The sequence below is a fragment of the Kocuria massiliensis genome, assembly GCF_900169715.1.
GTDB lineage: Bacteria > Actinomycetota > Actinomycetes > Actinomycetales > Micrococcaceae > Rothia > Rothia massiliensis.
In genome coordinates, this window is sequence record NZ_LT835160.1 from 1 (window position 1) to 14,444 (window position 14,444).

General features: G+C 59.9%; 12 protein-coding genes. 1 reads left to right on the forward strand and 11 read right to left on the reverse strand.

The window, feature by feature from the left end; genetic code table 11:
- Positions 1-570 precede the first annotated feature (570 nt).
- The 5 genes from tyrS to B9Y51_RS01540 all read right to left on the reverse strand — a co-directional run bounded on the left by tyrS (position 571) and on the right by B9Y51_RS01540 (position 7,822).
- Positions 571-1,899, reverse strand: a complete 1,329-nt coding sequence (gene tyrS, locus B9Y51_RS01520; RefSeq protein WP_085528567.1) for a tyrosine--tRNA ligase — start codon at positions 1,897-1,899, stop codon at positions 571-573.
- A gap of 60 nt (positions 1,900-1,959) precedes the next feature.
- Positions 1,960-4,290, reverse strand: coding sequence for a HelD family protein (locus tag B9Y51_RS01525; RefSeq protein WP_085528568.1), 2,331 nt, complete (start codon positions 4,288-4,290; stop codon positions 1,960-1,962).
- Between the two features lie 55 nt (positions 4,291-4,345).
- Positions 4,346-4,897 carry an adenine phosphoribosyltransferase gene (locus B9Y51_RS01530; protein WP_048679063.1) on the reverse strand — a complete coding sequence of 184 codons (552 nt, stop codon included), beginning with the start codon at positions 4,895-4,897 and terminating at the stop codon, positions 4,346-4,348.
- Between the two features lie 156 nt (positions 4,898-5,053).
- Positions 5,054-6,502: an argininosuccinate lyase gene (gene argH, locus B9Y51_RS01535; protein WP_245826017.1), complete on the reverse strand. Its 1,449-nt coding sequence runs from the start codon at positions 6,500-6,502 to the stop codon at positions 5,054-5,056.
- Positions 6,503-6,616: 114 nt separating this feature from the next.
- A complete protein-coding gene (locus B9Y51_RS01540) occupies positions 6,617-7,822 on the reverse strand; it encodes an argininosuccinate synthase (protein ID WP_048679069.1) in 1,206 nt (401 codons plus the stop codon).
- 181 nt (positions 7,823-8,003) lie between these two features.
- On the opposite strand from B9Y51_RS01540, the gene B9Y51_RS01545 reads away from it, so the two are divergent.
- Complete coding sequence (locus B9Y51_RS01545; protein WP_085528569.1) at positions 8,004-8,423, forward strand: ankyrin repeat domain-containing protein; 420 nt, start codon at positions 8,004-8,006, stop codon at positions 8,421-8,423.
- 18 nt (positions 8,424-8,441) lie between these two features.
- Here B9Y51_RS01545 and B9Y51_RS01550 read toward each other — a convergent pair whose 3' ends face one another.
- The 6 genes from B9Y51_RS01550 to argC form a co-directional block, all read right to left on the reverse strand.
- A complete protein-coding gene (locus tag B9Y51_RS01550; RefSeq protein ID WP_085528888.1) occupies positions 8,442-8,921 on the reverse strand; it encodes an arginine repressor in 480 nt (159 codons plus the stop codon).
- Between the two features lie 5 nt (positions 8,922-8,926).
- Positions 8,927-9,871: an ornithine carbamoyltransferase gene (argF, locus tag B9Y51_RS01555; RefSeq protein WP_048679075.1), complete on the reverse strand. Its 945-nt coding sequence runs from the start codon at positions 9,869-9,871 to the stop codon at positions 8,927-8,929.
- A gap of 45 nt (positions 9,872-9,916) precedes the next feature.
- On the reverse strand, positions 9,917-11,140 hold the full coding sequence (locus B9Y51_RS01560) for an acetylornithine transaminase (RefSeq protein ID WP_085528570.1): 1,224 nt from the start codon (positions 11,138-11,140) through the stop codon (positions 9,917-9,919).
- Positions 11,137-12,087 (reverse strand): acetylglutamate kinase, encoded by a 951-nt coding sequence (argB, locus tag B9Y51_RS01565; RefSeq protein ID WP_245826045.1) that lies wholly within the window; start codon positions 12,085-12,087, stop codon positions 11,137-11,139. Before argB ends, B9Y51_RS01560 begins: the two co-directional genes overlap by 4 nt.
- Before the next feature lie 67 nt (positions 12,088-12,154).
- Entirely contained in the window at positions 12,155-13,369 is a 1,215-nt protein-coding gene (argJ, locus tag B9Y51_RS01570) for a bifunctional glutamate N-acetyltransferase/amino-acid acetyltransferase ArgJ (RefSeq protein ID WP_085528571.1), read from the reverse strand.
- Entirely contained in the window at positions 13,366-14,427 is a 1,062-nt protein-coding gene (gene argC, locus B9Y51_RS01575; protein ID WP_085528572.1) for an N-acetyl-gamma-glutamyl-phosphate reductase, read from the reverse strand. Before argC ends, argJ begins: the two co-directional genes overlap by 4 nt.
- Positions 14,428-14,444: the final 17 nt, after the last annotated feature.

The following is a 14,444-nucleotide window of genomic DNA, read 5'->3' on the forward strand; positions in this document are numbered from 1 at the left end:
CAAACAACCATCACGGGGTGATGATCAAACGTTCATCAGGTCATGCTGAAACCAACAAGAATTTCTACAAAAAACATTGGTACAACATTCTATAAACAAAGCACACTATTGAGTTCTCAAACAACGAACCACACGCCCACCAGAATCACAACAAACCATCATGACCCCAGCCAACGCCGGTCACATCAACCATCACCACGAAAAAGCGGCAACTTCTCTAACCTACCAGACCCGAAACCAGCCCGCAACCCCAACCCCGAACAACCACCAGAAGCACCTCACACACAGCAAGACACAACCCAGCAATCTTCACCAGAGAAGGAAAAACGGCCGCACCAGAATCGAATCAACAGCAGAACCTGTCAGAACAAGTCCCCCGCACCTCGCGGCGACAAGAAAAGACTTTACACACACGTGAACAACCACAGCAACTCGAAACCACGTGAAACACACCACACCCCCAACAAGCCCGGTATATCAACGAAGAACGGCCCGGCCACCACTCTTCAGTGGGGGCCGGGCCGTCGTCGCGTCAGTTGTCAGAAGTCAGCAAGGCTCGGTGCGGATGTGCTAGCTCCGCTCAACGGTCACCATCGCCATGTTCTTCTTCCCGCGCCTGATTACGGCGTACTTGCCCAAGAGGAGTTGGTCCTTCTCCACGGCGGCGTCTTCACCCTGTACTTTTTGGTTATTCACGGAGGCACCACCTTCCTTCAGAGTCCGACGCGCAGCAGATTTGGATTCGCACAGACCAGTTGCCACGAGAAGGTGGATCAGGCTGAGGTCGTTGTCGTCGACGGTTGCGTGCGGTAGCTCGGCCGTCGCCGCGGTCAGCGTCGACTCATCGAGGCTCGCGAAGTCACCCTTGCCAAAGAGTGCAGCTGAGGCTTCGATGACTTTTTCGGTTGCTTCGACACCGTGAACGAGCGAGCACACTTCATAGGCCAGTGCCTTTTGCGCTTCTCGACGGAACGGTTCTTCCTCGGTCTGCCGACCTAGTTCTTCGATCTCGGCTCGGCTCTTGAAGGTAAACACCTTGAGCCGATCCACGACGTCGGCGTCCGCGGTGTTGAGCCAGAACTGGTAGAACGCGTACGGACTCGTCAGATCCGGATCGAGCCAGATGGCATTGCCTTCGGATTTTCCGAATTTGGTGCCGTCGGAATTCGTGATGAGTGGAGTACCGATGGCGTGAACCGTTTGGCCCTCCACCTTGCGGATCAGCTCCGTACCCGAGGTCAGGTTGCCCCATTGATCCGATCCGCCCGACTGAAGCGTGCAACCGTATTGGCGGTACAGCTCGAGGAAGTCCATTCCTTGGAGGATCTGATAACTGAACTCCGTGTAGGAAATTCCTTCGTCAGAGTGGAGCCTCTTCGCGACGATTTCCTTCTTGATCATGGTTCCGACGCGGAAGTTCTTGCCGATTTCCCTGAGAAAATCGATGGCGGAAAGGCCGCCCGTCCAATCCAAGTTGTTGACCATACGCGCGGCGTTGTCCCCCTCGAAGGAGAGGAAACGCTTGACCTGCCCTCGGAGGGCATCCACCCATTCGCTCACAACTTCGCGGGAGTTCAGGGTTCGTTCCGCGGTCTGACGAGGGTCGCCGATGAGTCCTGTGGAGCCGCCCACCAGCCCGAGGGGCTTATGGCCATCCAGCTGAAGTCGACGCATCAGCAAGAGTTGCACCAAATGCCCAAGGTGCAAAGACGCGGCCGTGGGGTCGAATCCGCAGTAATAGGTGACGGTCTCTTCGGCGAGAGACTTCTCGAGAGCCTCCTGATCCGTGGAGACATGGACGAGCCCACGCCAGGTGAGTTCTTGCCATATATTGTCGAACGTCGGGTCGTTGGACTGCTCGTTGAGCCCGTGAACCGGCTTGACCACCTGTTGTTCCATCACTTTTCTCACATTACCATTCGTCGTTTGTCACGTTCCGTGACGATTCCTCGGCCAGGATTATGCCTTCGCGTCCGCATCACACCAGTTCTCGAGGCCTGGTGGAAATTCGCGGGAGCCGACCAGAGCCAACCTCTGCGTCGGTCGGGTCATGCTCACATAAAGATCGCCCACGGTTCCGTGCGCCGCTTCCACAATGGACGCCGGTTCGACGACGACCACGGTATCGAACTCCAACCCCTTCGCTTCCCAGGGGGATAGCACCAAAATCTGCCGTTCAAGCGCGGTTTCGGAGGTTCCCGCAAGATCGGCGAATTCTCGCCGGACCGCGGTCACGACCTCAGAATATTCGGGGCGAGCAACGATGACGCCGATCAACCCGCCGACCACAGCGTCGAGGTCTTCGCGGATCCGGCGAATCACCTCGTCGACGACGTCGTTCGAGCGGATCAGTGCCGGAGGCCACTCTCCCTCACGCACGGCTCGCGGAGCCGAGACGTCCAGCCCCGCCGCCTGCGCCACCGATACCGCGGCATCCGAAATCTGGGCGGGAGTACGGTAATTGACCGTCAATTCATCGAGACTGAATCGCTCACCCACAAAAGGTTCGAGCGCATCGGCCCAACTCGATGACGCTGCGGCCGCCGACGCCTGAGCGATGTCTCCCACCACGGTGAAGGATTTCATCGGGCATCGACGCATCAATAGACGCCATTGCATGGGAGACAGTTCTTGGGCTTCATCGACGACGACGTGACCGTAAGCCCAGGTCCTATCGGACATGGCAGCTTCCGCGGCCGTCATCCTGACCGCACCAGCCTCGTTCATATCGGCCAGCATCTCGGCCGTTACGACACCGTTGAGGCCCATCTCTTCCAGGGCTGCGTCGACGTTTTCCATGGTCTTCGTCGCGTTTTCTAGGTTCGACTCGCGCTGAGCCGCGGCGCGTGCAGCTTGTTGCCCCACGGCCTGTTCGAAATCGCCGAGCAGTTCAGCGGCCTCGTCGAGAAGCGGAACATCCGCCTCAGTGAAAGGTGCGCCCCGATCCCGCAGCAAAGCTGCTCGATCTTCCCGGGTCAGTTTCTTCGCCGCCGATTCGAGATACCGCTCCTTGGTGAAGAGGTCGTTGATGAGGGTCTCTGCCCGCAACGGCATCCACGCAAGATTCAGCGCGACTCGGACATCGTGGGATTGGCGAACATCTTCCACCAGGTACGAGCGGTCCATGTCATTACCGCTCGACTCGTTGAGTTGTTGTTCGAGCTGGTCCGCCAATTCCTGCACGAGAATCTTGACGAAGGTCTCGCGCGCTTGGTTATGCGGCTTCCCCGTGGAGCGGGCCCGTTCACGAGCCCTTTTGACCGATTTGGGCGTGAGTTCCACGGTCGAGGAATCGATGCGTAGACGCTGGACCTGAGCCGGCACTTTTTGGCGGTCGGCAACGGCCCGTTTGATGACCTTGGCCATGTCGAGAGATCCCTTGATCTTCGCAACTCTTGGGTCAAGTTCCGGCACCGCCCGAATTCCCGGATACAGCGTGGCCAAGGACGCCATCACAACGCCCGTCTCCCCCAAGGACGGAAGAACGCGTTCGATGTACCACATGAAGGAGGACGATGGCCCCACCACGAGGACACCCGATTTCTGGAGCCGTTCCCTGTTGGTATACAGCAGGTACGCGGCACGGTGCAGAGCCACTGCCGTTTTACCTGTGCCTGGACCGCCCTGAACTACGCGCACGCCGGGAAGGTCAGCCCTGATGATCCGATCCTGTTCCGCCTGAATCGTGGCGACGATATCGGTCATCCGACCGGTCCTCTTACGGTTGAGGGCCGCTAAGAGTGCGCCTTCACCGTGCAAAACCTCGTCATGCTCCAAGAACTCCGGGTCGAGAACATCATCTTCAATATTCTTGAGCGTTCGCCTGTCCAAAATGAGGTGCCGACGACGCTGAACACCCTGCCGTTCGAAGGCCGTGGCTTGGTAAAACGTCCCGGCCTCCGGTGCGCGCCAATCCACCATGAGCCGTTCGTGGTGTTCATCAGCCATACCAATACGTCCGATGTATCGGGTGGATTCGTCGTCGAGATCCAAGCGTCCGAAGACCAAACGATTGTCCACGGCGTCGAGTTGTGCCAGGCGGTCCTCGTAAAAGGTTGCATACGCATCGCGTTCAGACCGGTTTTGGTGACTACCTGCAGAACCCACTCGGCGGGTCGCCGCAAGTTTCTCTCGGTTTTCCTCGCGTAATTCATCCAGCCGCCGGTAGAGCCGATCCACATAGGAGCGCTCGTGGTTCATGGCCTCTTCGAGCTGGCGCTCATAGGCTTCGTGGGCTGGGCTTTCGTCAGGAACAGTGTGGTCCCCGGCGACCTCGTGGGTATGAGTCATGTGTGTGTTGAAACCCCTCGGAATTACCGTGACGTGAAACTAGGGACAATCGATCTTAGACCGTGTACAAGGCCTCAATCGCTTGACCACTCAAATTATTCCGACCGCTCAAACCATCGAGTTCCATGACCACACCGATGCCGGCTACCGCGAGACCGGCCCGCTCCATGAGCTTCACCGTAGCGCCCAAGGTGCCTCCGGTCGCGAGGATGTCGTCCAGGATCAGGACCCGGGAACCTTCGGGAATATCGTCGCGGTGAATCTCCAAGGTAGCGGTCCCGTATTCGAGACTGTAGGACTCCGAGTACGTTTCCCGCGGAAGTTTGCCTTCCTTGCGAACTGGCATCACGCCGACGCCCGCCGCGTAGGCCGCCGCCGAAGCCAGCAGAAATCCTCGGGCCTCCACGCCCGCGACGACATCGAATTGGCCCTCAAAACGATGAAGCAAAGCGTCAATGACTTCACGGAATGCGGCGCCGTCGGCGAATAGCGGAGTCAAGTCCCGAAAAATAATGCCGGGTTCCGGATAGTTGGGGATGACGGCGCAGACTTTCTCGATGGTCTGCACAACGCGTTCGTCGGCGGTGGGCGTGGTGAATTGGTTCATTAATCGCCTGTTTTCCGGGCACGCACAAGCCCTCATGATCTCAAAGTGCATCTCATAGATTACGCCAACACCGCCCCGGCAAGATACCTTGCCGGGGCGGTGTTCCGATGCCTTGGCCCGAATCCGTGAACGCGGACGGCTCAGGTTCAGCGTGTCTTAGGAAATTCGCTGGGGGCGGGCTGCAAACTCACGATCGGCTTCCAACGCCGTCTTGAGCGACTGCAACTGGTGCGCCACGGCCGACGGCGCCGTCCCGCCCTGTGAGGATCGCGAGTTCAACGATCCCTCGACGGTCAGAACCTCGCGGACGGCGGGAACAAGATGTTCGGATATGTGTGCGAAATCTTCGTCCGTCAGATCCCACAGCTCGCAGTTCTTCTCTTCGCAGACCCGCACCGCATCACCCGCAATTTCATGGGCCACACGGAACGGAACCCCCTGACGTACCAGCCATTCCGCGACGTCTGTGGCCAAGGCGAAACCTTGCGGCGCCAATTCGGCCAAGCGGTCCACGTGGAAGACGAGTGTTGCGACCATCCCGGAGACCGCAGGGAGCAAAACTTCGAGCTGATCAATCGCGTCGAAAATCGGCTCTTTATCTTCCTGAAGGTCACGGTTATAGGCCAAGGGCAAGGCCTTGAGGGTGGCCAGCAGACCCGCGAGGTCACCGATGAGACGCCCGGATTTACCTCGAGCCAATTCAGCGATATCCGGGTTCTTCTTCTGCGGCATGATCGAGGACCCCGTCGAGAAAGAATCGTGGAGTGTCACGAAGGAGAATTCCTTGGTCGCCCACGTAATCACTTCTTCCGAAATCCGGGAAAGATCCACCGAAATCATGGCGCAAATCCACGAGAATTCCGCATAGACGTCGCGCCCTGCCGTGCCGTCAATGGAATTGTGTGTGGCCGAGTCGAAGCCCAATTCTTCGGCGACGACATTGGGGTCCAGTCCCAGAGATGATCCCGCGAGCGCACCCGATCCGTAGGGAGAAACGGCCGCGCGGCGGTCCCAGTCCCTCAATCGCTCCAGGTCACGAGAAAGAGCCCAAGCGTGAGCGAGCAGATGATGCGAGAGCAGAATGGGTTGCGCATGCTGCAGGTGGGTTCGACCGGGCATCGGGGCGTAAGGGTGAGCCTCCGATTGAGCGATCAAGGCGTCGATAACGCCGAGAACTTCGCCGGCAATGATCGAAGCGTGGTCACGGAGGTACATACGCCCCATGGTCGCGATCTGATCATTTCGGGACCGGCCGGCACGCAATTTTCCGCCCAGCTCGGTACCGGCTCGTTCGAGGAGTCCCTTCTCGAGGGCGCCGTGAACGTCTTCGTCGGACTCTGCCGGTGTGTAGGCGCCGGACCTTACGTCCTCTTCCAACCGGTCGAGAGCCTGGAGCATCCCCTCAAGTTCGGAATCTGTGAGGAGGTTCCGAGCGTGGAGAACTCGGGCGTGAGCCCGCGAGCCAGCGATGTCATACGGTGCGAGGCGCCAGTCGAACTGGGTCGATTTGCTCAAGGCTGCGAGCGCCTCTGAGGGACCGCCAGAGAAGCGCCCACCCCAGAGCGCACCCTCGTTGGTGCCGTGCTTATCGTGAGTCAAAGTCACCGTTCGGCCTTTCTCGTAGATTCGGAGCTTTTCCGCTCCGGGAGGTCGTGCTGTGCTGAAAACGGCCCGTCGAATACGCACTACGAATTCGACGGGCCGATGATGCGTCGTGGACTATTGTCCGCCGAGCTTCTGCTCGCGGCTTGATGCCACCTTCGACGACATTCCAAACAGCTCGATGAACCCGCGGGCGGCAGACTGATCGAAGCTGTCGCCTTCGTCGTATGTTGCGAGGTTGAAATCATACAGCGAGGTTTCAGAGCGCCGTCCGGTCACGGTAGCGCGGCCGCCGTGCAATTCCATCCGAATCTCGCCATTGACCATCTTTTGGGTGTCATCCACGAAGACGTCCAAGGACTTCTTCAGCGGGGAGAACCACTGACCGTCATAGACCAACTCGGTCCACCGCTGATCCACGGTCTTCTTGAAGCGTGCCTGCTCCCGTTCGATCGTGACGTTTTCAAGTTCCTTGTGCGCGGCGATCAACGCCATAGCGCCCGGAGCCTCATAGATTTCGCGGGACTTAATGCCCACCAGACGGTCTTCCACGACGTCGATCCGGCCAATGCCCTGGGCCCCTGCCCGACGATTCATGATCTGGATGGCTTCCAGAGGAGTCACGGTTTCGCCGTCGATGGCGACGGGAACTCCCTGGTCAAACGTGATCGTGACTTCGTCCACGGACGGCGGGAACGTCGGGTCGTCCGTGTAGTCGTAGACATCCTTGGTGGGCGCGTTCCAGATGTCTTCCAAGAATCCGGTTTCGACCGCGCGGCCCCACACGTTCTGGTCGATCGAGAACGGGTTGGACTTGGTGGTCACGATCGGAAGGTCGTTCCGCTCAGCGTAACCAATCGCTTTTTCACGGGTCAGCGCGAGGTCACGCACGGGTGCGATGCACTGAAGGTCCGGTCCCAGAGTCTGGATGCCGACCTCGAAACGCACCTGGTCATTACCCTTACCGGTACAACCGTGGGCGACGGTCGTCGCATTAAACTGCTTCGCCGCCTTGACCAAGTGCTTGACGATCACGGGGCGAGAAACCGCAGAAACCAACGGATACGCGTCCATATATAGCGCGTTGCTCTTCAGCGCGGGCATGCAATATTCGGTTGCAAATTCCTCGCGTGCGTCGGCCACGTACGCCTCGACGGCGCCGCAGTCCAAAGCCCGCTGGCGGATGGTCTCCAGGTCTTCGCCGCCCTGTCCGACGTCGACCGCCACGGCGATAACTTCTGCGCCCGTGGCTTCTCCGATCCATCCAATGGCCACGGAAGTATCCAGGCCTCCCGAATATGCCAGGACTACCCGATCCGTCATGGTGTCCACCTTTCTCGCTGTGCGTCCCGCCTCCGGTGACGCTCGTGCCTCGTTCCTGTATGACTATACATCTTTTATTGTATTTATACACATCGGGTGGGTCGAATCCCTCGCACCTGACAGGGCCTCCCGACGTCCGGTAAGGTTATTTTGAGTTATTCACAATAAATCAGGGAGCGTCATGACCGATTCACCGCAAAATTCCCCTGAGCTCACGGACGAGGAGCTCGCGTTACTCCACCACATCTTTGATATGGCACGCGACGGTCAGGTCCAGGAGCTTCAGAGCGCCCTCGACCAGGGAGTGCCGGTCAACCTCACCAATTCCCGGGGCGACACATTGCTCATCTTGGCCGCCTACCGTGAACAACCGGAGGTCGTTTCGCTGCTAATAGAGCGAGGCGCGGACCTCGACCGGCTTAACGATCGCGGTCAGTCTGCCCTCGTCAGTGCGGTTTTCCGGAATAGAAGAGACATCGCGGAAGCCCTTCTGGATGCCGGTGCCGACGCAACGATCGGTTCCCAGACCCCAGCCGCCGTTGCGGAATTCTTCGACATCGAGGACATGAAGACCTTTCTCAGCGAGCGCGGGATCCGATAGCCCCAGCCACCGGGTCGCTCATTCCGACCACTCCAGGAAGCGTTGCGCCAAATCCGCACCGCCCTGAGGGTCCCTCGAGACCACCATCACGGTGTCGTCCCCCGCGATCGTGCCGATGGCTTCCGGAATTTCCGTGTGGTCTAAAGCTGAAGCCAAGAACTGCGCGGCACCCGCCGGAGTTCTCAGCATCACGATGTTGCCGCTGGACTCCGCCATGATCAGCAAGTCTCGGAAGAGGCTCTTGAGGCGATCGGGAGCGTCACCGTCGCGATCGCGAGCTGGGTCTGCTCCAGGGACCGCATAGACGAGGACCCCATCCGACCCTCGAATTCTCTCTGCCCCAATTTCGACAAGATCCCTCGACAACGTGGCCTGAGTGACCTGGACGCCGTCTTTCTCGAGATGATCCGCGAGCGCGGACTGCGAACGAATTTTTGACGATTCCAACAGGGCAATGATGCGAGCCTGCCGAGCGGCTTTCGTGGACGGAATTCCCATAATCTTCATCGCTCCCTTGCATTGCGCGCCGACTCATTCATGAGCCAGGTCATGATGGCTTTTTGCGCGTGGACCCGATTTCCAGCTTCTTGCCACACCACAGACCGTTCACCGTCGATCACGTCGGCCGTCACTTCTTTCCCTCGGTATGCGGGTAGGCAGTGCATAAAGATGGCCTCCGGTCCCGCCTGTTTCATCACGTCCTCATTCACCTGATAGGGCGCGAAGTCTTTTTCCCGTTGCCCCGTCGGGTCCGACTGCCCCATCGAAATCCACGTATCCGTGACGACGATGTCCGCGCCCGCCACCGCTTCGCTCACATTCGTGGTCGCCCGAATCGTGGCTCCCGTCTGCGCCGCGCGTTCGCGGGCCGCGTCGAGAATATCTGATGCCGGTAGGTGGCCCTCGGGGCCGGCCACGTGAACATTCATTCCCGCCGTCGCTCCACCCAGCAGATACGAATTCGACATGTTGTTCGCGGCGTCTCCGAGATAGGCCATGGTCAAGCCTTCGGTCCGGCCGAAGCGCTCTCGAATGGTCAGCAAGTCTGCCAAGATCTGGCACGGATGATAGTCATCGGACAACGCATTAATCACCGGAACCGTGGCATTTTCGGCCATTTCTTCGAGACCCGATTGCTCAAAGGTGCGCCACACAATGGTCGCAACCATTTGGGACAACACCTTGGAGGTGTCGGCCACGGACTCCTTATGTCCCAGTTGCGACTCGCCTGGATTCACGATGATCGGTGAACCGCCCAAGTCGGCAATTCCCGTGGCAAAAGAAAAACGCGTCCGGGTCGACGTCTTATCGAAGATGACGGCGACGCTCTGCGGTCCTTCGTATGGGCGATGAGCCCAACGATCCGCTTTCATCGCGATGGCCAAATCCAAAACATCCGCTTGTTCAGCGGGCGTGAGGTCGGTGTCGAGCAGGAAATGCCGTGTCATGAGGGGTACTTCTCTTCCGATGGTCCTGGTGAATGTCGCGCGGCCTCAAGCGGACCGGGCGACCTCGATGATTCCGGGCAAGGCTTGCAAGAATTCGCGAACCTCGGCCTCCGTAATGATGAGGGGCGGTGCTAGACGCAGCGTTTCTGCCCCTGTCGCGTTGATGATGAATCCGTTCTTCCGCGCGGCGGACACCACGGCGGGTGCCAGACCCCCGGGGACTGAGCCGGCGTCGCGCAAGTCCATGGCCAGCAGGAGTCCTTCTCCTCGGACCGCAACGACGTCGTCCAGCGCCTCCAGACCACGGCGGAGAACCTCGCCCATTTCTCGCGCATTCGTCAGCAGGCCTTCATCCTCGATGGTTTCGATGGTCGCTAATCCTGCGGAAGTGGCCAATGGATTCCCACCGAACGTGGTTCCGTGGTTTCCGGGGCCAAGTACTCCCGTGGCCACGGATGTCATGGTCACCATGGCACCGATCGGGAAGCCTCCCCCGAGAGACTTCGCGAGTGTCACCGCATCGGGAGGGGTCTCCACCCCAAGCTCACGAGAACTCGCGAGCCACTGCCCCGTACGTCCCATGCCGCTCTGGACTTCATCGACGACCAACAGGGCACCGCATTCGGTACTCCGCTTTCGGGCCTCGGCGAGAAAGCCCGTCGGCAGAGGACGAACACCGGCTTCACCTTGAATCGGTTCCAGAATGATCCCAGCAACGTTCTGATCCATCACGCGGTTGAGAGCTTCAACGGTCGGTTCAATGAATTCCACTCCTCCGGGAAGAGGCTGGAACGGTGCCCGATAGGCTTCCTTCCAGGTGGCGGCGAGAGCCCCAGCCGTCCTGCCGTGGAATCCGTCCTGAAGGGCGATCACACGGGACTTCTTCGGTGACGCCGCGTTTCCGTGGGCCCGAATAAGCTTGAGGGCGGCCTCATTGGCTTCGGTCCCCGAATTGGCGAAAAAGACCTTGGAATCATCCGGTGCCGCAAGAATTTCCAGGAGCTTTCGTGCCAGTCCCACTTGGGACGGCGAGGTGAAGAAATTGGACACGTGCGCCATCTTGGCCGCTTGCTGGGTTACGGCCTCGACCCACCGCGGATGAGCGTGCCCGAGCGCGTTCACCGCAATTCCGCCGAGGAGATCGAGGTAGGTATTGCCGTCGGCATCCATGACCCGGCATCCGTGGCCTTCCGTTAACACCAGGGAGGGGTCTCCGAAAACGCCCAGGAGATCGTTTCGGTAAGCGGCCAGTAAGTCTTTCTGGGTCATGCTGTCTCCTCGGTGGGGTGTAGTGGATCCACTGGCACAAAATCCGCAAGCGGTCTAATCGTCTGCCCGTTGGTCACCTGTGTTCCGATGCCGGAGTCGGTGAAGATCTCGAGCAACGGCGAGTGAGGACGACGCCCGTCGACGATGGACGCCGTCGGGACACCGTTTTCGACGGCGGCCAGGCAACCGCCCATCTTGGGGATCATCCCTTCGCTGAGATGAGGAATCATTTCGCGCAGTTCCGCGGTCGTCAGAGAGCTGACCAGCGAGTTGGGGTCAGGCCACTGAGCATAGAGGCCTTCCACGTCCGTCAGCATCACCAGCTTCTCCGCACCGATGGCGGCTGCGACTGCTGCGGCGGCCGTGTCTGCGTTGACGTTCAGGATGTTTCCCGTCAAGGTATCCAGCGGCATGCCTTCGGCGTCTGCGCGACCGTCGGCCAAAATCTCCGGGGCGATCGAAGAAATCACGGGGATTTTTCCGGCGTCGATCATCGACGTAATGGCCGTGGTGTTAACCCCGACGACCTCACCCACGAGGCCTAGATCGGTTTCCCGCCCTTCCACGACCGTCGTCATGCGGCGAGCGCGCAACAACCCGCCGTCTTCTCCGGACATCCCTACCGCGTGTGGGCCGTGTTGATTAATCAGGCCCACGAGTTGACGTGCGACCTGGCCCGTCAAAACCATCCGCACCACGTCCATGGCCTCAGGAGTCGTGTACCGAAGACCCCCACGAAATTCGCTGGGGATGCCCAATCTCTCGAGCATCGCCGAAATCTGAGGCCCACCGCCGTGAACGACCACGGGGCGGATTCCCACCGAGCGCAAGAAGACCATGTCTTCGGCGAAGGCGGCACGCAATTCCTCGCTAACCATCGCGTTTCCGCCGTATTTGAAGACCATGATTTTGCCCGCGAACCGTTGAATCCATGGAAGAGCTTCCATCAACGTTTCGGCCTTAAGCTCGGCCTCCGCGTACCGGGTATTTTCACTATGAATCGGCACGGTACTCCTAACTGGAATACGCCGAGTTTTCCTCGACGTAGTCGTAGGTGAGGTCATTCGTCCAGATCGTGGCGCTTTGGTCTCCCGCGGCAAGGTCGATGACGACGTCGACCTTTCGGTCCGCGGCCAGGTCAATCAAGTCACGGTCGTCTCCGATGGCGCCACCGCGGCAGATTTCGACGCCGTTGATGCTCACGTTCACGGCACCCGGAGTGAATTCGGCCTGAGTAGTTCCGACTTCCGACAGGATCCGGCCCCAGTTTGGGTCATTGCCAAAGATGGCGCACTTGAACAGGTTCGATCTGGCGACCGCGCGAGAGACTTCGAGGGCTTGCCCCTCGGTCACCGCGTTCTTGGTCGTGACGTGAATATCGTGCTGTGCCCCCTCCGCATCGGAAATCAGCTGCAACGCCAAACTCACGCAAACCTTCGTCAGAGCCTCGGTGAAGTCCGTCTCGCTAGGATGTACGCCGGAAGCGCCGGAAGCCATGAGGGTCACGGTGTCGTTAGTGGACATGCAACCGTCCGAGTCGGCGCGGTTGAAGCTTTGTTCCGTTGCGGCGTGAAGGCTCCGATTCAGCACATCGGGCGGCAAGGAGGCGTCGGTCGCGAGGACGACGAGCATGGTCGCCAAGCCCGGGGCCAACATTCCGGCACCTTTGGCCACACCACCTACATGCACCGTTCCCTCATCCGTGTCAAAAGCGAGCGAAGCCTTTTTGGGCACCGTGTCGGTGGTCATGATCGCTCGCGCGGCGGCGTCGTCGGCGAGTCCCCCGGCGCCGAGTTCCGTCACGGCGTGGTCGAGCCCTGGAAGGAGCTTGTCCATGGGCAACTGCTCGCCGATCAAGCCGGTGGAACAGACCACCACGTCCAGGGCCGAAACACCCAGGAGATTCGCCACATGTTCGGCGGTTCGATGCGTCGCGGCGAATCCTTCCGGACCAGTGCAAGCGTTGGCTCCCCCGGAGTTCACAACGACGGCATCCGCCCGGCCGTCAGAAACCGCCTCGCGAGACCACTCGACGGGAGCCGCGGCAAAGCGGTTGGTCGTAAAGACGGAGGCTGCGGAAAATTCGGGTCCTTGGTTGTGGACCAAAGCGACATCGGGTGCACCGCTGGCCTTCAGCCCGGCGCGCACGCCGGAATACTGGAACCCAAGGACCTCGGCCAAGCCATGTTCCGTGGAGACAAGGGGTGAATTCTGAGTGGGGGTGCTCATGGCACCAAACCTTCCTGTGTCAGGCCTGTAGTCTCGGGAAGACCAAGGGCAATATTCATGGACTGAATGGCACCACCGGCCGTGCCCTTCACCAGGTTGTCGATCGCGCTCGTCACGACTAGTCGTCCCGCTCGTTCATCGACCGCCAGCTGCATCACGACGTGGTTACTGCCCTGGACGGATTTCGTGGTCGGCCACTGACCCTCTGGGAGCAGGTGCACGAAAGGCTCATCCTCGTACGTTGCTTGCCATGCCTCACGAAGCTGCTCTTCGGTGACTCCCGGGAAGAGGCGTGCGGTAGCGGTCGTCAGGATTCCTCGGGGCATCGGGGCCAACGTCGGCGTGAAACTCACACTGGGGATGGCCCCGGACGCATCCCCGAAACCCTGTTCGATTTCCGGAACGTGCCGATGGACTCCGCCAACTCCATAGGGAGACATCGACGACATCGCCTCACTGGCCTGCAGATGAGGCTTGAGACTCTTCCCAGCACCAGATGTTCCCGAAGCGGAGACGATCACGATGTCTTCCGGCTGGATGAGTCCTTCGGCCAGCCCAGGCGCGAGTGCAAGCTGGGCGCCTGTGGGGTAGCAGCCGGGAACGGCGATTCGTCGAGCCCCGACCAGTGACGAGCGCCGCTTGATGCGCACGCCACCACTGACGGGTTCGGTCACGAGTTCCGGCAACCCATACGGCCAATGCCCAGCATGGTCCGTTCCATAGAATGCCTTCCACGCCTCCGGGTCACGGAGTCGATGATCCGCTCCGGCGTCGATCACGAGCGTGGATTTCGGTAATTCGGACGCAATACTTGCGCTGGCCCCGTGCGGCAAGGCGAGAAAGACGACGTCGTGACCGGAGAGACTCTCCGTCGACGTTTCTTGGACGGTCATGTCAGCGTAGGAGCGCAGATGAGGCATCACGTCGCCAAATCGGGCACCCGCCTGCGAGTGAGCGGCCACGGTGGTGACCTCTACGTGGGGATGCTGGGCAAGAAGCCGGAGGACCTCTCCCCCGGCATATCCCGTGGCGCCGGAAACTGCTACCGAAAATGTCATGCCCACAGCCTACCGCA